We start from the raw sequence: 22,152 nt of genomic DNA, 5'->3' as shown, positions 1-22,152 counted from the left end.
CGCAGACGGATGGGTGGGCCTGTGCTGTCATGGGTTCACCTCAGCTTGGCCAGCCGGTACAGAAGAAAGGCGCCCAGGGCCTCCAGGGCGGCGGCGACCAGGACCATGGTCTGGCCGCTGTCGTCGTTCCACATGCGCATGAAGTAGCCGCGGTTGATCACCATGATCAGCGCCCCCACCACCAGGGGCAGCAGGGCCAGCACCCAGGCCGACATGCGGATCTCGGAGGACAGCGCATGCAGCTCGCGCTCGGCGGACTGGCGGTCGCGGATGTAGGCCGAGACACGCTCCAGCACCAGGTCAGCGCGGCCGCCATAGCGCACGCTCATGCGGAACACGGCGGCCAGCAGTCCGAATTCGGGCAGGCGCCAGTTGCGCTCCAGCTGGCCCATGGCCTGCCCCAGGTCGGGCGATGCGCTGAGCATGGCCGCCGCCTGCTGCAGCGCGTCGCCCAGCGGATCGGGGACGTTGTTCAGCGCCATCTGGAAGGCCGCATGGGGCGAGTTGCCGATGGAGATCAGGCGGACCATGTTGTCCAGGAAGCCGGGCAGTTGCTGCAGCAGTCTTTCGCGGCGCTTGGCCTGCCGCCGCCAGATGCCGAAGGCCAGCACCACGGCATACAACACGGCCACCACCAGCCCCGCGGCAGCACCTGCCTGGCTGGTCGCCAGCAAGGCCAGCACCAGGCCGGTGATGGCGAACAGGGCCAGGGTGTTGGACGAGATTCCCCAGGACTGGACGCCCAGCCGCTGGGCCAGCCACTGCACGGCAGCGGGTGAGGGCGCGGGCTGCGCCGCGGGGGCGCGGAAGGCGGGCTCGGCCATGGGCGGGGAGGGCGAGATCACCTCCCGGTGGCCGTCCACGCTGCGCTTCATGTGCAGGTTGATCGACTGCTCATGCTCCTTGCGGCGCCCGCGCATGATCACCCACAGCGCCAGGGCCAGCAGCAGGCAGGCCAGCGCGCCGAGGATGAGGACGGCGGGTGCCAGGCCTGTCATCGCACGCCTCCGTGGCCGGTCTGCTGCTGCATGCGCCACCAGCTCAGCAGCTTGGGCGAGTGCGGCGAGATGCCCAGCGATACCCACTGGTCGATCTCCTGCCCGTCAGGGCCCACCTGGGGCTCGTAGCGGTACAGCTCCTGCATGGAGATCATGTTGTCCGTCATGCCCGTGACCTCGGTCAGCGACAGCAGGCGGCGGCGGCCGTTGGACAGGCGGCCGATCTGCACGATGAAGTCCACGGCATTGGCGATCTGGCGGCGCAGGCTGACCTCGCTGCCCTGAAAGCCCGCGAAGCCGGCCAGCATTTCGGCGCGGTACAGGCATTCGCGCGGCGAGCTGGCGTGGATGGTGCCCATGGAGCCGTCGTGGCCGGTGTTCATGGCCTGCAGCAGCTCCAGCACCTCGCCGCCGCGCACCTCGCCGACGATGATGCGGTCGGGCCGCATGCGCAGGCTGTTGCGCAGCAGGTCGCGGATGCTGACGTGGCCCGAGCCGTCAAAGCCGCCGGGGCGGCTTTCCAACCGCACCACGTGGTTGTGGTTGAGGGCCAGCTCGGCCGTGTCCTCGATGGAGACGATGCGCTCGCTGCCCGGGATGAAGCTGGCCAGCGCATTGAGCAGGGATGTCTTGCCCGAGCTGGTGCCGCCGCTGACCAGGATGTTGCAGCGCGCCTGCACGGCCATCTCCAGGATGCGGCAGATGTCCTGGTTGAAGGTGCCCAGCTGTACCAGTTCGGGCGGTGTCAGCGGGTCCTTGCGGAACTTGCGGATGGAGACCGAGGGACCGTCGATGGACAGCGGCTCGATGATGACGTTGATGCGCCCGCCATCGGGCAGGCGGGCATCGACCATGGGGCTGGACTCGTCCAGGCGCCGGCCCAGCGGCGCCAGGATGCGGCGCACGATGCGCAGCACATGCTCGTCGTCCTTGAAGTGCAGCGTCTCGCGCTGCAGCACGCCGCCGCGCGAGACGTAGATGTTGCCGTGGCCGTTGATGAGGATGTCCTCGACCAGCGGGTCTTCCAGCAGCGGCTGCAGCGGCCCCAGTCCCGTGAGCTCGCGCGTGAGGGCGCGCGCCACCTGCAGCGCCTCCTGCTCGTTGACGGGCACGGAGTGCAGGCGGATGAAGCTGTCCAGCTCCATCAGCACGAACTGCGCGATGGCGGCCTGCGACCAACGGCCGAACTCGGCACCCAGCTCCTCGATGCGGCTGAGCAGGTGCTCGTGCGTGCGGTTCTTCAGGTCGAGGAACAGCGCGCTTCGCTCGAACTCGCTGGCCTGGGCGTCGGCCAGATGGGAATAAGCCGTGGTCGTCATGGTGCGTTCAGCTTCTTGTTCGGTGGAAGAAACGGTTCAGGCCCCGGGCGGGCGCGGCCTGATCGCCCGCATGGGCCTGGTGGTGGGTGGTGATCAGCAAGGTGGCGAGCTTGTCCACGGCCTGCACATAGGGCTCGCGCTGCAGCCGGCTGGGCAGCAGCTGGCCCTGATTGACGGCCTGGACCAGTTCGCGCCGGCGCTCGGGAATGGTGGCCAGCAGCGGCAGCTGCAGTTGCCTGGCGATCTGCGGGGCCTCCAGCTCCAGCTGGCTGTCGTGCCGGCTGACGATGAGCTGCACGCGCTCGCGATCGACCTTTTGCTCGTCGAGCTGGCGCAGCAGCTCGGTGGTGGAGACCACGCTGGCCACGCTCTGGTCGCAGACCACCCAGATCTGGCTGGCGCGCAGCGCCACGCGCATGGCCAGCTGCGTGGGCACGACGGCCCCCAGGTCGGCCACGATGTGGCGGAAGTACTGGCGCAGGCGCAGCAGCAGCGCGTCGGCATCGGCATAGGAGACGTCGCGCAGTCGGGCGGGCTGGCGCGGCAGCGTGAGCAGGCGCAGGCCGCTTTCATGGCGGGCCAGTCCCGTCGATGCCAGGCGCCGGTCGAAGCGGCGCAGGTTGTTGACGGCCTCGATGAAGTCGAAGTCGCCCAGCGTGCCCAGGTACAGCCCGCAGTCGCCGCTGGGAAAGCCCAGGTCGATGAGCAGGCCGTCCAGCGTCTCGTTGCTGATCTCGCGGGGCGTGGCGTCCTTGCCCGGCACGGCCGTCGTGCCATGCAGGCGCTTTTGCAGGTACCAGGCCAGGTGCGATGCCATGAGGCTGCTGCCCAGGCCGGCGCGCGCCGACATGATGGCGGTCAGCGGCGCGTTGGGCATGCCCGAGGCCGACGGGGGCACGCGCTTGATCAGATCGATCACCGTCTGGTGCGCGGCCTGCACGGGGCCGTCCACGTCGAGGAAGTCCTGCACCCCGGCGCGCAGCGCGGCCAGCATGCACTGCGGGTACTTGGTGCGGCCCACGGCCAGGCAGGGCAGGTGGGGGTGGGAGATGTGCAGCTGGGAGGCCAGGTGGGCCGCCTCGTCGGTGGACAGCGGGTCGAAATGCACGAGCACGGCATGCGGCATGTAGCGCTGCACCTGCTCGGTGACGTTGTCCTGGAACCGCGCCACATGCAGCCGCGCGCCGTCCAGCATGTGCTGCAGCCAGGCCTGGGCCAGCGAGCTTTCGGGGGTGCCTGCGTGGATGAAGAGCAGCTCCACCTGCAGGTCGTTGTCGAGCGGCTGCGGCGTCGGGCGGGGCGCGGCGGGCGCGGTCATCCTGTCCAGTGGTGATTTGTCCTGCGCAAGCGGTGACTTGTCCTGCGCGAGCGCATCGGTGCCGGGCTGCGGCTTGCCGGCCAGCGAGGCCGAGGAACGCAGCCCCAGCAGGGTCTCCAGCGAGGTGGGTGAGCCGATGGCCGGCGAGCCTGTGGCGTCCACAGGCGAATCGGTTGCGGTGGGCTTGCTTGTCATGTCGTCAGTACGAGAAGCCGGGTACGGCGGTCTGGGTGCTCATTCCGCCGGCGAGGTAGGGCAGCCAGACCTTGCCGGCGTTGCGCTGCTCGGATTGCGCACCGGGCAGCAGGGCTTCGAGATTGGTGCTGGCGGGAAGCGGGTGGACCAGGCGCGGGGTGACGATGATCACCAGCTCGGACTCTTCCTGCGTGTAGTTGAGGTTCTTGAAGAAGGTGCCCAGGATGGGCAGATCGCCCAGCACCGGCACCTTGCTGACGTTGGAGGTGGTGGCACGGCTGACCAGCCCGCCGATGACGAAGCTCTCGCCATCGGCCAGCTCCACCGAAGTGTCGGCGCGGCGCGTGCGGATGGCGGGCACGGTGACGCCGCTGATGGTCACGCCGCTGTTGAAGTCCAGGTCGCTGGCCTCGGGCGAGACCTTCAGTGCGATGCGATCGTCCGACAGGATGGTGGGCGTCAGCTGCAGCTTGATGCCGAATTCCTTGTACTGGATGGCGATGTTGCCGTCGCGCGCGGGCACCGGGATCGGCAGCTCGCCGCCGGCCAGGAAGCTGGCGTTCTGGCCGGTCTGTGCCAGCAGGGTCGGCCGGGCCAGCACGCGCGCCATGCCGTTGCCTTCGAGGATGCTCAGCTGCGTGACGATGCCGGCGCCGCTGAAGGCCTTGCCGAAGGTCATCACCAGGCTCATGGCGCTGGCAATGGCCGACGAGGTGTTGTTGGACACGCCGCCTGAGCCCGTGCCTCCCGTGCCGCCCGAGCCGGTATTGCCCGTTCCCGTCCCTGTCCCCGTGCCGTTGGTATTGGTGCTGATGCTGCCCACCACGCCGGGGCTGAAGCTGCCGAAGCTGAAGCCCTGGTTGTTGCGCCCGCCGCTGTAGATGTTGACGCCGATGCGCTTCATCGCGGATTTCTTGAACTCCACCACCTGCACGTCCACCTGGACGGTGTTGCTCTTGACGTCGATCTGCGCGTTGTCCACCAGCAGCGTCTGGGCGGGCGCGTACTGGCGCAGTTCGGCCACGGCCTGGGCATGTTCTGGAACCGAGGTCAGGCGCTTTTCCAGCAGCAGGTGCTGGCCGCGGACCTGGACCTCCCAGCGCTGGGGTGCGCCACCTTTCTGGGGCCACACCACCAACGTGGTGCTGCCCTGGGCCTTGGGCGTGAGCAGCAGCTCGGTGCCGCCGGAGCCGGAGCCGGCACTGGCGCCGGAGCCCGGCGTGGCGCGCAGCAGTTTCACGTCCAGCACATTGGGGTCGCCCACGGCGATGCGGCCCGGAGTACTGGCCAGCGGCATCAGGTGCTGGCGTCCGGCCACCAGCTGCAGGGAGTCGCCAGAGGGCATGTCCCCGGCGCCGGGGGCGTGCATGCCCTGGACGGCAGCGGTGTCCGCAGGCGCCGACACCGCTGGCGGCAATGCCAGCAAGGCCATGCTGCCGCACAGTGTCCAGACCGCGCGCTGCAGCGGTGTTGCTCCGGCCGTCGAGATGTTCTTGCACTTCATGGCATCTCCCTCTTGTTGTGTGTTTTCAGTAGTTCACCATCTGCACGGCGGCTCCGTTGTGCAGCTCCACCGTGCGTTCGCGCGGGGCCCGCTGCTGCGGCGGCCGCACGGCGGGTGCGAAGGCCGTCATGGGCTGGGCGGCAGGCTTGCGGATGTTCCTGGCGTCGGCGCCGGTGGCCAGGTCCTGCATGCGCAGGCCGGCGAAGGCGCGGTCGGCTCCTTCCAGTGCCTGGTCTTTCCTGAGGCGGCCCGCCACCGGCTGCAGTGCGCCGGGCAGGGCGGCGAAGAGCTTGGGATCGGGCACGGACAGGTCGTCCGGGTTGCGCAGCGCCAGGGTGAGCTGGCCGAATTTCTCGGCCAGCGTGAGGCGCTCCACATCGTCCAGCGGCACGGCCAGCACGGCCGATTGCACGTTCTCAGGGCGCTGGCCGGTCTGATCCGCAGCGCTGGCGCGGCGCAGCGACGAGCCTGCCGATTCCTTGTCCTGCTGCGCCTGGCGCTGGACGGCCGGCATGGGCGGGCGTTCCACGCTGCCGGAGCCGTAGGCGAGCACGCGGCTGCGCGCCAGCAGCAACCGGGTCTGCGCGTCCACGGGTGCCTGGTCGGACTTGCCGTCCAGCGTGAAGTAGACATCCACGAAGTCGCCGGGGCGCACATGGTGGCCCGCGGCCATCTGCTCCCGGATGGCGATCGCCAGGGCGCGCTGTCCCGGCTCCAGCTGCAGCGCCAGGCCGCTGAGCAGTTGCTGCTCGAACAGCGGGGTGCCCGGGGTGAGCGCCATCAGCGTGGTGCGGCCCAGCACGTCGTCGGTCGCGGCAAAGCTGCCGGGTACGGGGGCGGGCAGCTGGGCCAGCTTCACATCCTCGCTGCCGATGCGCTGGCCTGCGGCAATGGCCTGGGCCACGACCACGACGGCATGCTGCGGCACGGGCTCGGGGGCCGGCTGCGCCGAGGCGGCCGGCGAGGGCTGGGCCACGGGGCGTGCGGGCTGGCTGCCCAGCAGCCAGGCAAGGCCTGCGAGCACGATGGCCAGCCCCACCAGCAGTCCGGCAAGAATCTTGGTGAGGTTCATGGCTGGGGCTCCTGGTGCAAGTGGGTGGCGACGGTGTTCAGGCATGGGGGCTGCCCTGGCGCTTTCCTGCCATGGCGCAGAGGGTCCGCCAGGGCAGGAAAGCGTCCGGATAGCGCACGGCGGCGGCTTGCGGCGGGGCCGGGCCGTGTGGTGCGTGGCGCGGGGAAAGCGATCTGCATGGGCATCTCCCGTTCAGGCAAGCGGCTGGCTGTGGCGCCAGGCCAGGGCAATGGCCGCAATGGCCATGTAGCCGGCATAGGGAATGGAGCGCTGGGGCTGGCGCGGTCCATCGGTGGCGCCTGCGGGCTGAGACGCAGCGCCCAGCGGTGCCAGGCGGGCCGCCCAGGCCAGGGGCAGCCGGGCCTGCAGCCACAGGCCGGTGGGGCTGTGGCTCAGGTGGCGCAATGACAGCACCAGCAGGCCGTGCAGGCCGGCCAGCAGGCTGCCTCCGGTCCAGATCAGCAGCAGGTCGAAGCTCAGCCCGAACCACAGCCCTGCGACCGCGCCGAACTTGACGTCGCCCGCTCCCATCCAGCGCAGTGCATAGAAAGGAAGCAGCACGACAAACCCCGCCAGCAGTCCGGCCAGCGCGTTCCAGGCCGAGACCTGGAACGGCTGCGCCCCACTGGCCAGTGCCGCCGCGCCTGTGGCCAGGCCGAGCAGCACCATCCAGTTGCGCACGCGCCGGATGCGCAGATCCATGACCGCAATCGTTGCGAGCCATGTGATGCAGACGCACAGCCATAGCGAGGTCCGCTCCATCTTCAGGGGGCAAGTCCGTTGAGCTTGGTGGCCAACCGGTTGAACAGTCCGTTCAGATCGGTGCCCAGCGCGGTGGCGCCCACGACGATGCCCACGGCAATCAGGCCGGCGATCAGCCCGTATTCGATGGCGGTGGCGCCTTCCTCGTCTTTCCAGAAGTTCTTGATCATTTCGGTCATGGCATGGTCCTTTCGGTTTGCAAAATGCCTTGGCGCCGGGGGCGGAGGCAAGCTCCGCCCGAGCCCGGCCAGATCGCGCCGCAGCCGGCGCTCAGGGAACGAAGCCGGTGAGCTTGGTGGCGATCCGGGTGAACAGCCCATTCAGGTTGGTGCCGAGCGCGGTGGCGCCCACCACGATCCCCACGGCGATGAGGCCGGCGATCAAGCCGTACTCGATGGCGGTGGCGCCTTCTTCGTCTTTCCAGAAGTTCTTGATGATGTCGGTCATGGCATCGTCCTTTCGGTTGCAAAAGCCCATCGTTGTCGATGGCGGCGGCTGGCGATGGGCAGAAGCCGGCCGCTGCACGGGAAACCTCACCTGCCGCTTCTCACTTCACCACTGCTGTCGCGAGGCAGTGGTTGGAAAAGCGTCTGAAACGGGGCGCAACTGCTGCTCAAGGCGCAGCTGTATTCGTTGGGGCATGGCGCTGGCGGACAGGGTGGCCACGGCAGCGTCCTGGGGTTCGGGGCGGCTGCGCGAGGGCGCAGGACCGGGCGCGTTCCCGGGCTCGTCCATGGGGGCAGTGCCTGGCGCACCACCGCCTGCCGGAATCGGTTTTTGCGGGGTGAACAGCGCGTTCAGCCAATGGTCGGGCGGGTCCTGGGGCAGGAGGCGGCCGGTGGTGCGTGCCAGGCGCAGTTCGTTGATGCGCTGGTCGTAGATGGCGTCGGCCTCGTCCAGCAGCAGGCGCTGCATGTCCAGCTGGGCGTCCAGCACCTGGGCCAGGCTGCCGCGCCCGACTTCGAGCAGGCGGCGGCGCCCCTCGAAGGCGGCGCGCGCCTCGCGCACGGCGTCGGCCAGCTGGCTTTCGCGCTGGCGGCCGGACTGGGTGCGTCCCCAGGCGGCGGAGGCGGTTTCGCGCACCTGGCGGCGCACGGTTTCCTGCTGCGCTTCCTGGGCCTGCAGTTCGTTGATGGCCTTGAGGATGCGGTCGCGCAGCTCGAAGCCGTTGCCGAAGTTCCAGCTCAGCTCCACGCCGTAGCGCGTGCCCTCGGCATAGAGCACGCCGCTGGGGTCGCGCGTGTGGGCCACCACGGCGGCCAGCGTGGGAAAGCGCTGGGACTTGCTGCGGTCCACTTCGGCGCGGGCCTTCTCGATCTGCTGCTCCATCTCCTGCAGCTCGGGGCTGACGGCTTCGGAGGCCTGCAGGGCCGAGTCCTCGTTGGCCGGCATCCATTGCACGGGCACGTTGAGCTGGGGCAGCCAGCCTGGCTGGGGCGTGAAGCCGAAGTAGCGCGTGAAGCGGGCCTGCGCATCCATGCGCTGCGACTCCAGCGCGTGCTGCTGGGCCAGGGCGCCGGCCTGGCGCGAGGCGGCCTGGCGCAGGTCGTTGCGGCCCACGGCGCCCAGTTCGGCGCGGCGCTCCTCGATGCGCGCGAGCTGGCCGATGATGCGCGCCGACTCGGCCGCCACGCGCGCCTTATCCTCGAAGCGGTGCAGCTCCAGCAGGGCGGTCAGCGCCTCCAGCAGCACGTTCTGGCGCGTGCCGTAGAGCACGCTGCCCTGGGCCGCCTCCTGCGATTCGGCCGAGCGTATGCCCGCGCCGATGGCGCCGCCGTCCAGCAGGGCCATGCGCACTTCGGCGTTGACGGCGGTGTAGGACTCGCGGCCCCGGCGCAGCTGGGCATCGCCCGTGTTGGTGCCGACCTTGAAAGTGGGCCAGCGCGCGCCGCGCGCTGTGTTCACGTCATGCCCGGCCGATTCCAGCGCGGCGCGCGCCTTGCGCACGTCGGGGTATTCGTCGATCAGGGCGTAGAGCGCATCGAGCAGGCGGCGCTGCCCGCCGTCGCTGGCCAGGGTGCCGGGCGTGAGGTGCTGGGCCAGGCGCAGGACCACGGGGTCCGGTGCGGCTGCGGCCGTGTTTGCGGATGTGGATGCGGGTGCGGGTGCGGCTGCGGCAACCATGCCGATGTCCGTATCAAGGTCCCTGTCCACCGCAGCCACGGGCGCGGCAGCGGCCTGCAGCGCCTGCAGTGCGGACAGGCAGCAGGCAGCGGCCAGCAGCTGGCGCAGCCGGGCGTGGCAGCGGGCGTGCCAGCCCATGGAAGGGGAGGTCGGGCGGCCTGGCATCAGGGCTCCCGGAAGGCTTCGCTCTGGATGCGCAGCACGGGCCGCAGCAAATACCAGATAAAGGGTTCGTGGCCCAGCAGCAGGTCGAGTTCGGCCTGCATGCCGGTGGTGATGCGGTTGTCGGTGCGGCCCACCCAGGGCTGCTCCAGGCTGGCCTGGATGCGGAAGTACGAGGGCGAGTCGGCCAGGTTGGGATCGCGGTCGGCATCGGCCGCCACCAGGGTGACCTGGCCGGGCACCGAGCCGTAGCGCAGGAAGTCGTAGGCCGAGATCTTCACCCGGGTGGCCTGGCCGGGGTGCACATAGCCACGGTCGGCGGGGCTCAGGCGCGCCTCGACGATGACTTCGTCCTTGTCCGGAACGATTTCGAGGATGGGCTCGCCGGGCTTGACCACCCAACCGGCGCCCGAACTGCGCAGGCCCTTGACGAAGCCGCTGGTGGGCGCCAGCACGGCCGTGCGCGTGCGCTGGGTGCGGGCGCGGACCAGGTCTTCGTTGAGGCTGGCCAGCTCGCGTTCGGTCTGGGCCAGCTCGTCGGAGGCGCGGCGGCGGAAGGCGCCCTGGGTCTCCTGCAGCTTGGCCTGGGCCTGCTCGATCTTGGCGCGGTTGCTGAAAAGCGTCTGGCGCGAGGCAGCCAGCTCGGCGCGGACCTGCTCCAGCGCCCGCTGCTTGTCCAGCACTTCCAGCTGGCCTATCAGCTGCTCGGAAGCAAGCTGGCCGGCAATGGAGGCTTCCTGCTGGTGCAGGCGCAGATTGGTCTCCAGCCCCTCGATGCGCGCCTGCACCTGGGCCACGTCGCCGCGCGCCTGCTGCAGCTGGGCCTGGGCTGCGGCAAGGCTGCCCTGGTGCTCCAGCGCGCGCGCCGAGAAGGCGCCCAGTTCGGCCTGGACCACCTGCGCGTCCAGGTCGGCGGGGAAGGCGGTGCGCTGCAGCGGCCGGCCCTGGCTTTCCGCGCCCAGACGCGCCTTGACGGCCTGGGCCGTGGCCATGCGGGCGGTGAGCTGTTCGAGGTTGAGGCTGTTGCTGCCCAGGTCGATTTCCAGCAGCGGCTGGCCCTGGGTCACGGCCTGGCCTTCGCGCACATGGACGGCGGTGACGATGCCGCCTTCCAGATGCTGCACGGTCTGCACGCGGTCGGAAGGGATGACCTGGCCGCTGGCGACCACCACGTTCTCCACCGGATAGAACAGGCCGGTGACCACCAGGGCGGCGACGGGAATGACGAGCAGCCACTTGCCCCGCGCCAGGGCGGCTCGGCCAGGGCTGGGGGGCGTTGCGCCGGACGCGTCCGCAGGCGGCTGGCCGTGCACGGCCGCCTGCGCTTCGCTCGACTGGCGCAGCACCAGGGGGAGGTCGTCGTAGCGCCCGGCCCTCATGAGGCAAGCTCCTGCGCCACGGCGGGGTGATCGGCATGCGGGGCCGGGTCGGCCGGCGTTGCGGGGGCTGCGGATGTTGCGGACGCTGCGGGTGCCGCAGGCTCGCGCGCCGTGCCGAACAGCTGGGGCAGCAGCAGCTGGGGCGAGCCATGCTCGATGCCGCCGTCGCCGCGCACATGGTAGAGGTGCTGGGCCATGGAGGCCACGCGCAGCGAGTGCGTGACGACGATGACCGTGTGCTTGAGCGCAATCTGCCGCAGCGTCTGCAGCAGCGCGGTTTCGCTCTCGAAGTCCAGGTCGTTGCTGGGCTCGTCCAGGATCAGTACCGAGGGGTTGCGCAGGAACAGCTGGGCCAGGGCCAGCTTGCGCAGCTCGCCGGCCGACAGGCCCGCGCCGCCTTCGCCCAGCACGGTCTGGTAGCCCTGGGGCAGGCGGCTGATGAAGCCGTGCGCGCCCGAGATCTGGCAGGCGGTGACGATCTTGTGGTCGTCGGCATCGGGGTTGACCATGCGCAGCCCGTCCACGATGGGGCCGCTGAACCAGTACACCTGCTGCGCCAGGCAGCCTATCCAGCGGCCCAGTTCGGCGCGCGGGAACTGGGCCATGTCGTATTCATCGATGAAGATGCGCCCCTGCGTGGGCTGGTAGAGGCCGGCCAGCAGCTTGGCCAGGGTGGACTTGCCGGCGCCGTTGCGCCCCACGATGGCGTGCAGCCCGCCGGGGCCGATCTCCAGCGATGCCTGCTCCAGCGCCACATGGCCGCCCGGGTAGTGGAAGCTTGCCTGGTCCAGGCGCAGCCGGCCCTGGGGCCGGGGCAGGTCCACGGTGTCGGTCATGGCCTCGACGGGTTCCTCCAGCACGGCCTGCAGGCGGCGTGCGGCCTCGTTGGCATGGGCCAGCGAGCGCCAGTTGCTGGCCAGTTGCGAGATGGGGCCCAGCGCCTTGCCCGACAGCAGGTTCACGGCCATCAGGCTGCCGATGCTCATCCACTGCGCGTTGATGGCAATGGCACCCACGGTGATCACGGCAATGGAGAACAGCGTCAGCAGCACGGTGCTGGCCTCGCGTGCGTTCTCCATCTCGCCGTTCTTGCCAAAGCTCTCGGCCAGCCAGCGGTCATAGCCGCTTTGCCAGTTCTGGCGTGCGGCGGCGTCGTAGCCCAGCACCTTGAGCGTGGCGCGGGCATTGCAGATCTCGGCCGTGCCCCGGTCCAGCATGCGGGCCTGGGCGATTTCCTCCACGCGGCCGCTGCGCACCTCGTCGGCCCACCACCAGGCCAGCACGCCCATGATGAGCATGGCCACCAGAATCACCGGCAGCACGGGCCAGGCAATGATGCCGATGACGACCAGGGCCAGCAGGGCCATGGGCAGGTCCAGCAGCGAGGTCGCCAGGCCCCCGGACATGCCCGAGCGCATGGCACTCACGTCGCGGAACAGCTGCAGCCACTGGCTGGAAGAGCGCTGCTCCAGCGCGGCCAGCGGGTGGCGCAGCATGGAGTGCATCAGCGCCTGGGACACATCGCGGTCGATGATGGCGCCGGCTTCGCGCAGGGCGCGGGCGCGCCTGCGCCGCAGCCACCATTCCACGCCCAGGAAGAACAGCACGCCCGCCACCATGGCCGTGAGGGTGGCGGTGCCGCCACGCGCAATGACGCGGTTGTAGACCTGCAGCAGGAAGATGGACGGCAGCAGTCCCAGCAGGCTGATGGGCAGCGACAGCCAGCCAGCCCGGCGCAGCTGGTGCGCAGCCCGGTCGAAGGACTCGGCGATGGCAGATGCAAAAGCCCCCACCGTCTCCGTTCCCGACGGCATCGCCGTGGCCTTGGCCAACTGACGGGGAAGAAGGTATCGGATCATGTTCTGATGGGCTTAGTAAGCGTCTTTACAAAATGTAAAGGCACTCGTTTTACAAACACTGTAGCGAGTTATATACAGCCCTCTATAAGTTTTATTCAATCAAGAATGCATATTCATTTGTTTTTGATGTGGATCAAAGCAGGGGACTTGAATAGGCGTTATTGGATGGCTCCCGTGCCCACTGAAACTATCCCGTATGGCATCGGCTGCCAGGGCAAGATTGGTCGTGGCGCGGCCGGCCAACAAAACCGTATCGCCTTTATGGGTTGTTCTCAGCAGCGAGCAAATCAGCTGATTCAGATCGTCATACCAATTGACGTGCAAAAGATCGCCCAAGGCTGCCGCCAGCGGCCTGAGCGGCTCCCCATACAGCAGCACGCGCCGGGCCTGGGCATCCCGCACCAGCGGCTCCAGGGCCAGCTGCGCAGCGTCGATGCTGGCCTGGCCGGGCTGTATGCCCGCCAGCACGATCAGCCTTCTGCTCACATGGGGAGCGACCGACTGCAGTTGGGAAAATGCAGCCGTCATGGACAGTAAGTGGTTGCTCAGGCTGTGGTCCAGCAGGCAGATTCCACTGGGCAGGAACTGCGGCTGCCCGGCTCCGATCATGGGCTGCCAATGGGCCAGGGAGGCCTGCACCTGTGCGGGCGCATAGCCCAATGCATGCAGGGCCGCCAGGGCCGCCTGCGCATTGAGTGCCATGTGGTGGCCGTCGGATTGCAGGGAAATGCCCAGGCGCAGGCTGCCCATGCCTATTTGCAGATTTCCATTGTGAAACCCCATTTCACGGACTTGTGCATTGCAATGGGGGCCAAACGTGATCAGGCGCAGTCCCATACGTTTCGCATGCTCAATAACACTGGGGTTTTCACCTATGTCCTGGTCGGTCACCAGCGCACTGCCTTTGTGCATGTGCTGCATGGCTTCAAGCACTTCCTGCAGTGCTTCGTATTTTCTTTCGCCGGGCAGACCGGCCTGTCCGGAGGGCTCGGACTCCCCTGAATGGGGGGTGTTATTTATTGAAAGGTTAGTAATAACCAGAATATCTGGGTCAATCAGCGGCAGGTCGCCACGCAGTGCCTGCAATGGCAGCTCCAGCAGGGCGCAGGGCGAGGCCTCGCTCCAATTGATCATCTGCAGCGCCGTGCCCTGGGACAGCAGGGCATCGCCACGTGCGTCCCCGCCGTCCTGCAGGCACTGGCGCATCATGCCCAGGGTGGAGGTCTTGCCCACGCAGCCGCTGACGGCGACCACAGGCGACTGGATGCGGCGGCGGGCCGCCTGCGCCAGATTGCGCAGGCCCTCTTCCATATCCGGCACATGCAGCACCGGCACGCCGTGGTCCAGCAGCCCCTGCGGGCTGCTGCTGATCAGCGCCGAGGCGCGCAGCGTGGGCAGGGCCGCAGCCTGCACGCCCAGGGCCATGCCCGCACGCCGCACCAGCACGGCTGCGCCGGGCTGGTGGTGCAGGCGGCTGGCGTCCAATCCCGCGCAGCCGGTGCCGCTATCTGTGCCGCTATCGGTGCTGGGATCTGTGCCGGGCTTTGTCGTTGCATCCAGCCAGCACCCGTTCATCAGTTCAGCCAGGGAAGCTCTGTCCCAGGACATGGACGGGTACATGGAGCCCGCTGTGGGTGGGAAAGCCGGCTGGCCCGCAGTCACATCGGCCCGCGGCGTGATGGAGAGTGATGGCGAGGGCGGGGAAGCTTTGGCGGGGCTGTCACCCGCGCTCAGGGCATGGCCTGCCTGCGCAGGCAGTGCGTCTTCCTCGGATTCGGCCGCGGCATGGCTGGTGGCCGCGCGCAGTGCCTGGGTCAGAGCGTCCAGCAGTTCCAGGCCCGCCAGGCTGGATGCCAGCAGCCAGGCGATTTCGCGCGGCGACTGCAGCACCTGGCGCAGGCTTGCATCGGCAAAGGCTGCATGGCGGCGCCGGGCGGGCGGCAGGTACAGCGCCTGCTCAGGCCAGATGGCGCGCTGGGCCATGCCTTGCAGATGGCGCTGCAGGCTGATCTGCCATTGGCGCAGCAGGTCGGTGGGCTGCGGCTCCAGGCCTGCGTCGAGCTGCAGGCTCTCGACCAGGGCAATGCCTATCCAGCGTGCACAGGGGGCGCCTGCCTTCTCGACACTTTCGCCATCGTCGCGATTGCCGTCATTGCCGTCATTGCCGTCATTGCCGCCATCCATGCCCAGCAGCTGCGGCAGCGCGGCCTGCAGGAAGGCGGCAGGCAGGGCTGCCGTGTCGGGCAGGGCGCTGCGCGCCGCGCGCAGCGTGGGGCTGTCGCTGGTGGGAGGGCGCGAGCTTGCATAGACATGCATGGCCAGCTCGGCCCAGGTCAGCATGGGCTGGCCGGAGCGGGGTGTGCCGGCTTCAGCCGCATTGGCGGGATCGGAGGCAGCCTTGGTGGTGCTGGCCGAAGCGGCAGCCATGGACAGCAGGCTTTCCGCCAGCGGGTCCATCAGCGCCGGAATGCGGGCGCGGGCCTGGCTGTCGGCTCCCTGCCCCAGGACAAAGCTGTTGCGCAGGTGGCGGGCCAGCACCAGCATGGCCAGCGCGCTGGGCAGACAGTCGCCGGGCAATGGCTGCAGCCGTTGCTCCACATGGTCCACGGCCAGCGCAATGGCCTGCGCCAGCGCGGCGCTGCCCGCATGGCGCTGGGCCTGCAGCAGGGCGTAGGTCACGCCCAGGTGGTCGCAGACATCCTCGCAACCGGGCCAGCTTCCGTCCTTGCCCTGCTGCGCCAGCAGTTGCTGCAGCGCAGCGTGCACGGGCACGAGGTGGGGCCAAAGGCGCTGCTCGGGCGGGTCGGTGCGCGGCACGGCCAGGGCGGGCTGCTCCCCGCTGATATAGATGCCGCGCAGGTGCAGCAGCAGGCAGGGCGGGTGCAGGGGCGGTTGGGCGCTGCCTGTTTCACTGCCCAGCGGGTGCGGATCTGGCAGCAGGGGCTGCAGCAGCTGCGCACGCTCCAGGCTGGCATCTGCCAGGGCCAGGGAGCGCATGGGCGCCTGGGTCCAGGCACTGCAGTCCGGCAGCGGACTGTCCGCCTTCAGGGGCGTGATGTCCTGCGCCCAGTCGATGCGCAGATCGACCTCGTCACGCTTGCGGGCCCAGGCCCATTGGCGCACGCGTGTCGCACCCTCGCGCCAGGCAGCCTCCAGCGTGGTGGCGCGCACGTGGAAGACGGAGGCAACCTTGTTCTCGGCCGACACCGTGAAGAAAAGAATGCAGCCGGGGTAGGGTTCGGGCAGCAGCACCATGTGCCGTGCCAGGTACTCCAGGCCATTTGCCAATTGCTGCGACAACATGCTCTCGGCCTCGGTCAGGGTCATTGGGAGGCTGCTCTTCCCGTGGGGACGGGACGCCGGGCTGCGGTGCACCGACCGCGTGCGGATCTGTTCCTTCATGGCGGCCCGGCGGCAGGCGGATGCGGAGCGCGGCGGCTCAGCGGTAGTCGAATTCCACCCGCCGGTTGCGCTGGTGGGCTTCTTCGCTCGTGCCCTCGTCGGCCAGCCGCTCCTTGCCGTAGCTGACGGACTCCACGCGGGCCGGGTTCACGCCCAGCAGCTGCAGGCTGTTGCGCACCGCGTCGGCACGTTTTTGGCCGAGCGCCAGGTTGTATTCGATGCCGCCGCGCCTGTCGGTATGGCCGCGCAGCATCACCGAGCGGCCGGGATTGCTGCGCAGCCACTGCGCATGGCTTTCCACGATGGCCCGATCGCTGTTGCGGATGGTGTAGGCGTCGAAGTCGAAGTAGACGATGTGGGCGACGTTGGCGGGCCCGCGCTGGTCGGCCTGCGTGGTGGCCACCACGGGCGCGACGCCGGAGCTCGCCGGCGCTGGTGCCGGGGCCTTGCCGAAGGCGTAGTGGTGCTCGGAACGCTGCGTGCTGGTGGTGGCGGTGGATCCGCAGGCGGCCAGCCCTGCGGCCAGCAGCACGATGGTGCACAGCCTGAAAGTGTGTGACATGGAGGATCTCCTGGGGCGTGCGCCGCCACCGTGGGGCGGCGGCGCAGGGGATGGATGCGGCGCCCGCAGGCGCCGCGGCCGCTCAGAGCAGGGTGTTGTGGTGCAGTTGCTGCGTCAGCACGCTGGCTGCTGCATCGGCCGTGCTGCTGGCATGGCTGCTGATGGAGGTGGCAATCGGATCCAGCTCGGCGACCGAGGCCGCTGCCGCGTGCGATGTGCCACCCAGCAGGCCACCGAGCAGCCCGCCGCCGGACGATCCCCCCAGCAGCCCGCCCAGCAGGCCGCCGCCGCTGCTGCCGCCACCCAGCAGGCCGCTGACGATGCCGTTGTTGCCGGCCACCGTGTTGACCACGCCGCTGACGATTCCGTTGTCGCCGGCCACGGTGTTGACCACGCCGCTGACGATTCCGTTGCTGCCAGCCACGGTGTTCACCAGCCCGCTGACGACACCGTGATCGCCGGCCACCGTGTTGACCAGTCCGCTGACGACACCGTTGTCGCCCGCCACGGTGTTGACCACGCCGCTGACGATGCCGCTGCCTCCGGCCACGGTATTGACGACACCGCTGACGATTCCGTTGTCGCCTGCCACGGTGTTGACCAGCCCGCTGACGACACCGTTGTCGCCTGCCACGGTATTGACCACGCCGCTGACGATGCCGTGGTCACCAGCCACCGTGTTGACCAGCCCGCTGACGACACCGTTGTCACCCGCCACGGTGTTGACCACGCCGCTGACGATGCCGCTGCCACCGGCCACGGTGTCGAGCACGCCGCTGACGATGCCGTTGTTGCCTGCCACCGTGTCCAGCACGCCGCTGACGACGCCGTTGTCACCGGCCACGGTGTTGAGCACCCCGCCGACGATGCCGTTGTCGCCCGTCACGGTGTTCAGCAGGCCACCGACCAGGCCCGATCCGCCTGTGACGCCCCCAGTGAGGCCGCCCGTCAGACCGCCAGTGAGGCCACCCAGCAGGCCGCCGTCACCGCCCAGCAGCCCGCCAACGATGCCGTTGTCGCCGACCACCGTGTCGAGCAGGCCGCCGACCAGGCCGGAGCCGCCACCAAGGCCGCCCGTCAGACCGCCAGTGAGGCCGCCCAGCAGGCCGCCGTCGCCGCCCAGCAGTCCGCCAACGATGCCGTTGTCGCCGACCACCGTGTCGAGCAGGCCGCCGACCAGGCCGGAGCCGCCACCAAGGCCGCCCGTCAGTCCGCCCGTGAGGCCACCCAGCAGGCCGCCGTCACCGCCGACCACACCACCCAGCAGGCCATCGCCGCCGGTCAGGCCGGCCAGCACGCCGTTGACGGTGCCGATCACCGGCTGCAGTGCCTGGCCCGGGACCTGCGTCAGACCGTTGGCCAGGTCCGTCACGACACCCAGCGGACCACCGTTGACCTGGGTCACGCCTTCCACCAGGCCTGTGACCACGGACAGTGCGCCGGTGCCGGGGTCGATCAGCGCATCCAGTACCTGGCCCACAGGGGCGCCGGCCGTGCCGCCGAGCAGGTCGCCAACGGTGTTTTGCACCGTGGTGACAAGGCCGTCGCCGCTGCCTGTGCCGCCGCCCGGAACCAGGCCGCCCAGCAGGCCGCCGACCAAGCCGTCTTCGCCAAGCACGCCACCCAGCAGGCCACCGTCGCCGCCGAGCACGCCGCCCAGAAGGCCACCGTCGCCACCCAGCAGACCGCCGACCAGGCCGTCATTGCCAAGCACGCCACCCAGCAGGCCGCCATCGCCGCCCAGCACGCCGCCCAGCAGGCCACCGTCGCCACCCAGCAGACCGCCGACCAGGCCGTCATCGCCAAGCACGCCACCCAGCAGGCCGCCGTCGCCGCCGACCACGCCACCCAGCAGGCCATCGCCGCCGGTCAGGCCTGCCAGCACGCCGTTGACGGTGCCGATCACCGGCTGCAGTGCCTGGCCCGGGACCTGCGTCAGACCGTTGGCCAGGTCCGTCACCACACCCAGCGGACCACCGTTGACCTGGGTCACGCCTTCCACCAGGCCCGTGACCACGGACAGTGCGCCGGTGCCAGGGTCGATCAGCGCATCCAGTACCTGGCCCACAGGGGCGCCGGCCGTGCCGCCGAGCAGGTCGCCAACGGTGTTTTGCACCGTGGTGACAAGGCCGTCGCCGCTGCCTGTGCCGCCGCCCGGAACCAGGCCGCCCAGCAGGCCGCCGACCAGGCCATCTTCGCCAAGCACGCCACCCAGCAGGCCACCGTCGCCGCCGAGCACGCCGCCCAGAAGGCCACCGTCGCCACCCAGCAGACCGCCGACCAGGCCGTCATCGCCAAGCACGCCGCCCAGCAAGCCACCGTCGCCGCCGATCACACCGCCCAGCAGGCCGCCATCGCCACCCAGCAGACCGCTGACCAGCTCGCCAATGCCGCCTTCACCCAGGCCGCTGCCCAGGCCGGCAATCAGTCCGTTGAGCGTGCCGATCACGGGCTGCAGGGCCTGGCCGTCCACCTGGGTCAGGCCATTGACCAGTTCGGTCAGCACGCCCAGGGGGCCGCCGTCCACGCTGGTCAGTCCTTCCAGCAGGCCGGTGACGACCGAGGCCGTGCCATCGGTGGGATTGGTAAGCGCATCCAGCAGCTGGCCCACAGGGGCTGCCACCGTGCCGCCGAGCAGGCCGTCCACCACGCCCTGGACCGTGGTGACCAGGCCGTCGCCGCTGCCGCCGCCCGTGCCGCCCGGGATCAGGCCGCCCAGCAGGCCGTCGACCAGTTCACCGATGCCGCCCTCGCCCAGGCCGTTGCCCAGGCCGGCAATCAGGCCGTTAAGGGTGCCGATCACGGGCTGCAGGGCCTGGCCGTCCACCTGGGTCAGGCCATTGACCAGTTCGGTCAGCACGCCCAGGGGGCCGCCGTCCACGCTGGTCAGGCCTTCCAGCAGGCCGGTGACGACCGAGGCCGTGCCATCGGTGGGATTGGTAAGCGCATCCAGCAGCTGGCCCACAGGGGCTGCCACCGTGCCGCCGAGCAGGCCGTCCACCACATCCTGCACCGTGGTGACCAGGCCTTCACCCGTGCCACCGCCCGTGCCGCCACCGGGCACCAGGCCGCCCAGCAGGCCTCCGACCAGTCCGCCCAGGCCACCTTCGCCCAGGCCGTTGCCCAGGCCGGCAATCAGCTCGTTGAGGGTGCCGATCACGGGGGCAAGGCCTTCGCCGTCCACCTGGGTCAGGCCGTTGACCAGCTCGGTGAGCACGCCCAGCGGGCCGCCCTCCACATTGGTCAGGTTCTCCAGCGCGCCGGTCACGGTGGACAGGAGTCCGTCCGTGGGGTTGGTCAGTGCATCGAGCAACTGGCCCACGGGGGCTGCCACGGTGCCGCCCAGCAGGCCGTCCACGACGTCCTGCACGGAGGTGACCACGCCGCTGTCAGGCGTGCCGGGCGGGTTGCCCGTTCCGCCGCCCACCAGGCCGCCCAGCAGTCCGCCCACGCCGGCCAGCAGGCCGCCCAGCGCACCGTTTTCATCTAGCAGGCCGCCCAGCACGTTGTCCACGACGGTGCCGATGGCGCCGCCGGAGCCCGCTTCGTCCAGGCCCTTGAGCAGCTCATTGAGCGTGCTGATCAGGGGCTCCAGGCCTTGGTTCTGGATGTTGACCAGACCATCGACCAGCTCGGTCAGCACGCCCAGCGGGCCGCCGTTGGTATTGGTCAGGCTCTCCAGCAGGCCTGTCACCCCGGACAGCGTGCCGCTGCCGGGATTGACCAGCGTATCGATCAGGTTGCCCACCGGGCCGGCCACCGTGCCGCCTGCCAGTGCGCCCACCACGTCCTGCACCGAGGTGATCAGGCCATGGCCGTCCGTGGGATCCGTCGGATTGGTGGGTTCCGTGGGGTGGGTCGGATTGGTCGGGTTCGTAGGATCCGTGGGATGGGTCGGATTCGTCGGGTTCGTGGGATTGGTCGGGTTGGTGGGATCCGTGGGGTTGGTCGGGTTCGTAGGATTGGTCGGGTTCGTGGGGTCCGTGGGATTGGTCGGGTTGGTCGGGTTCGTAGGATTGGTCGGATTCGTGGGGTCCGTGGGGTTGGTCGGATTCGTGGGGTTGGTCGGGTTTGTTGGCTCCGTGGGGTTGGTCGGATTCGTAGGGTTGGTGGGGTTCGTGGGCTCCGTGGGATTGGTCGGATTCGTAGGGTTTGTCGGGTTCGTGGGCTCCGTGGGATTGGTCGGATTCGTCGGATTGGTCGGATTGGTCGGATTGGTTGGATTCGTTGGATTGGTGGGGTTGGTCGGGTTCGTAGGATCCGTGGGATTGGTCGGATTCGTAGGATTGGTCGGATTTGTCGGGTTCGTGGGATTGGTCGGATTCGTGGGGTCCGTCGGATTGGTCGGATTGGTGGGGTTTGTCGGGTTCGTGGGGTTGGTCGGATTCGTGGGATCCGTCGGATTCGTCGGGTTGGTGGGGTCGGTCGGGCGCGGGGGCGCCGGATCGTCGTCGCTGCTGTTGGCTGCTGCGATCAGGCCCACGCCGCCCGCGCCGATCAGGCCGGCCAGCAGGAAGTCGCTGAGCACGGAGCCACCGGCTGCGGCCGCAGCGCTTTCCTTGGTGACGATCAGGCCCAGGGCGTCGCCGTCATTGGCGGGTGCCACCTGGACGTTGCCAGAGGCCAGGTCCAGCACCATGGCCCCGGCGCCGTCGCCATCGCGCTGGGTCAGCGTGGCCTGCGTGCCGCCCTCGAAGGTGCCGACCAGGGTCTGGCCGTCCTTGCCCTGGAACAGCGCCTTGGCGCTGCCGTCGGCGGGCACGATGATCTTGTCGCCCACCTGCAGCGCGCTGCCGGGCTGGGCCATCAGGGTTTCGCCGTTGCGCACGATCTGCACGCCAGGGCTGACCTGGGACATCGTGGCGGGACCGGCGCCCCGGGGCATGAGCACCGCAGCCGCGCCGGGCTGCGTGTTCGATGTGTCCAGCTGTGCAAGCACAACGGCGGAGGGCTGCTGGTCAGCAAGCTGCACGGGGCTGACGGTGGTGTTGCCAGTGGGCTGCATCGATTGGGCGGTCATTTGCTCTCTCCAGACAAGGGTTGAAACGACAAGGTCAGACGGTGGCTTGGAAGCCGTGAAATCTGTCGAGCCCTTTTGTGCAACATGCATGCCATGTGCCGGTGGCAGGTCTGGATGGCCTAGGAATCTTCCTAAGATATTGATTTGTATGGTTTTTGCTATTGATCACAATGTCTCAGCAACGGCCTGTTACGGCACACGTTACGTAACGCCGCCCGGTCCGCTCCGTTACCTCGGAGCTGGCTTTGCGCCGTGTTTCATGGCCCTTGTCTCAAGGACCCATGCAGCGGGGCAAGGTGGCTTTCGCCTATAAAATCGCTGGCTTTTGGCTGCAGGCGCATATCGGCGTGTGCAAGAAGCCCAAAAGCGAACAGGCCCGTCTTCCAACTTTCATTGCGTAGAGAGCGCCCATATGCTGATTTCGTCCAGAGTTCCGTCGCGAGTGCCGGGTCGTACCTATTTGCGGATAGCCCGAC

Annotated in this window: 14 protein-coding genes; all 14 read right to left on the bottom strand. The window is 69.1% G+C overall.

Annotated features, from left to right (window positions below):
• Positions 1–35: 35 nt before the first annotated feature.
• The gene (locus JHD82_RS09140) at positions 36–998 is read right to left on the bottom strand and encodes a type II secretion system F family protein (RefSeq protein ID WP_013803755.1); all 963 of its coding nucleotides are present in this window, start codon (positions 996–998) and stop codon (positions 36–38) included.
• Entirely contained in the window at positions 995–2,317 is a 1,323-nt protein-coding gene (locus JHD82_RS09135; RefSeq protein WP_012203993.1) for a CpaF family protein, read from the bottom strand. Before JHD82_RS09135 ends, JHD82_RS09140 begins: the two co-directional genes overlap by 4 nt.
• A 7-nt stretch (positions 2,318–2,324) precedes the next feature.
• Positions 2,325–3,830: a pilus assembly protein CpaE gene (locus tag JHD82_RS09130; RefSeq protein ID WP_065347613.1), complete on the bottom strand. Its 1,506-nt coding sequence runs from the start codon at positions 3,828–3,830 to the stop codon at positions 2,325–2,327.
• A gap of 4 nt (positions 3,831–3,834) precedes the next feature.
• Positions 3,835–5,334, bottom strand: coding sequence for a type II and III secretion system protein family protein (locus tag JHD82_RS09125; protein ID WP_065347614.1), 1,500 nt, complete (start codon positions 5,332–5,334; stop codon positions 3,835–3,837).
• Between the two features lie 25 nt (positions 5,335–5,359).
• Positions 5,360–6,406 (bottom strand): Flp pilus assembly protein CpaB, encoded by a 1,047-nt coding sequence (gene cpaB, locus JHD82_RS09120; protein WP_043781123.1) that lies wholly within the window; start codon positions 6,404–6,406, stop codon positions 5,360–5,362.
• Positions 6,407–6,598: 192 nt separating this feature from the next.
• Positions 6,599–7,168: a prepilin peptidase gene (locus tag JHD82_RS09115; protein WP_012203997.1), complete on the bottom strand. Its 570-nt coding sequence runs from the start codon at positions 7,166–7,168 to the stop codon at positions 6,599–6,601.
• A gap of 2 nt (positions 7,169–7,170) precedes the next feature.
• A complete protein-coding gene (locus JHD82_RS09110; protein ID WP_012203998.1) occupies positions 7,171–7,347 on the bottom strand; it encodes a Flp family type IVb pilin in 177 nt (58 codons plus the stop codon).
• Between the two features lie 91 nt (positions 7,348–7,438).
• Positions 7,439–7,615 carry a Flp family type IVb pilin gene (locus JHD82_RS09105; RefSeq protein WP_013803749.1) on the bottom strand — a complete coding sequence of 59 codons (177 nt, stop codon included), beginning with the start codon at positions 7,613–7,615 and terminating at the stop codon, positions 7,439–7,441.
• Between the two features lie 105 nt (positions 7,616–7,720).
• Positions 7,721–9,457 (bottom strand): TolC family protein, encoded by a 1,737-nt coding sequence (locus JHD82_RS09100; RefSeq protein WP_199136110.1) that lies wholly within the window; start codon positions 9,455–9,457, stop codon positions 7,721–7,723.
• Positions 9,457–10,833, bottom strand: a complete 1,377-nt coding sequence (locus JHD82_RS09095) for an HlyD family type I secretion periplasmic adaptor subunit (protein ID WP_199136108.1) — start codon at positions 10,831–10,833, stop codon at positions 9,457–9,459. The genes JHD82_RS09100 and JHD82_RS09095 overlap by 1 nt, the downstream gene beginning before the upstream one ends.
• Positions 10,830–12,692 (bottom strand): peptidase domain-containing ABC transporter, encoded by a 1,863-nt coding sequence (locus JHD82_RS09090; RefSeq protein WP_199136106.1) that lies wholly within the window; start codon positions 12,690–12,692, stop codon positions 10,830–10,832. The genes JHD82_RS09095 and JHD82_RS09090 overlap by 4 nt, the downstream gene beginning before the upstream one ends.
• A 99-nt stretch (positions 12,693–12,791) precedes the next feature.
• Entirely contained in the window at positions 12,792–16,019 is a 3,228-nt protein-coding gene (locus JHD82_RS09085; RefSeq protein ID WP_233174676.1) for a Mur ligase, read from the bottom strand.
• Positions 16,020–16,131: 112 nt separating this feature from the next.
• Entirely contained in the window at positions 16,132–16,656 is a 525-nt protein-coding gene (locus JHD82_RS09080; protein ID WP_012204004.1) for an OmpA family protein, read from the bottom strand.
• A gap of 82 nt (positions 16,657–16,738) precedes the next feature.
• A complete protein-coding gene (locus tag JHD82_RS09075) occupies positions 16,739–21,676 on the bottom strand; it encodes a hypothetical protein (RefSeq protein WP_199136102.1) in 4,938 nt (1,645 codons plus the stop codon).
• Positions 21,677–22,152 lie beyond the last annotated feature (476 nt).

Source organism: Delftia sp. ASV31 (assembly GCF_016428765.1).
In the GTDB taxonomy this organism is placed as follows: Bacteria; Pseudomonadota; Gammaproteobacteria; order Burkholderiales; family Burkholderiaceae_C; genus Comamonas; species Comamonas acidovorans.
Note: the sequence above shows the minus strand (reverse complement) of the source record. Positions and strands in the feature narration are given on the sequence as shown.

Bases quoted from the DNA above. Each gene is read 5' to 3' on its own strand.
- JHD82_RS09115 (WP_012203997.1), bottom strand. From the start codon at position 7,168: ATGGAGCGGACCTCGCTATGGCTGTGCGTCTGCATCACATGGCTCGCA.
- JHD82_RS09135 (WP_012203993.1), bottom strand. From the start codon at position 2,317: ATGACGACCACGGCTTATTCCCATCTGGCCGACGCCCAGGCCAGCGAG.
- JHD82_RS09090 (WP_199136106.1), bottom strand. From the start codon at position 12,692: ATGATCCGATACCTTCTTCCCCGTCAGTTGGCCAAGGCCACGGCGATG.
- JHD82_RS09140 (WP_013803755.1), bottom strand. From the start codon at position 998: ATGACAGGCCTGGCACCCGCCGTCCTCATCCTCGGCGCGCTGGCCTGC.
- JHD82_RS09075 (WP_199136102.1), bottom strand. From the start codon at position 21,676: ATGACCGCCCAATCGATGCAGCCCACTGGCAACACCACCGTCAGCCCC.
- JHD82_RS09080 (WP_012204004.1), bottom strand. From the start codon at position 16,656: ATGTCACACACTTTCAGGCTGTGCACCATCGTGCTGCTGGCCGCAGGG.
- JHD82_RS09110 (WP_012203998.1), bottom strand. From the start codon at position 7,347: ATGACCGAAATGATCAAGAACTTCTGGAAAGACGAGGAAGGCGCCACC.
- JHD82_RS09105 (WP_013803749.1), bottom strand. From the start codon at position 7,615: ATGACCGACATCATCAAGAACTTCTGGAAAGACGAAGAAGGCGCCACC.
- JHD82_RS09130 (WP_065347613.1), bottom strand. From the start codon at position 3,830: ATGACAAGCAAGCCCACCGCAACCGATTCGCCTGTGGACGCCACAGGC.
- cpaB (WP_043781123.1), bottom strand. From the start codon at position 6,406: ATGAACCTCACCAAGATTCTTGCCGGACTGCTGGTGGGGCTGGCCATC.
- JHD82_RS09100 (WP_199136110.1), bottom strand. From the start codon at position 9,457: ATGCCAGGCCGCCCGACCTCCCCTTCCATGGGCTGGCACGCCCGCTGC.
- JHD82_RS09095 (WP_199136108.1), bottom strand. From the start codon at position 10,833: ATGAGGGCCGGGCGCTACGACGACCTCCCCCTGGTGCTGCGCCAGTCG.
- JHD82_RS09125 (WP_065347614.1), bottom strand. From the start codon at position 5,334: ATGAAGTGCAAGAACATCTCGACGGCCGGAGCAACACCGCTGCAGCGC.
- JHD82_RS09085 (WP_233174676.1), bottom strand. From the start codon at position 16,019: ATGACCCTGACCGAGGCCGAGAGCATGTTGTCGCAGCAATTGGCAAAT.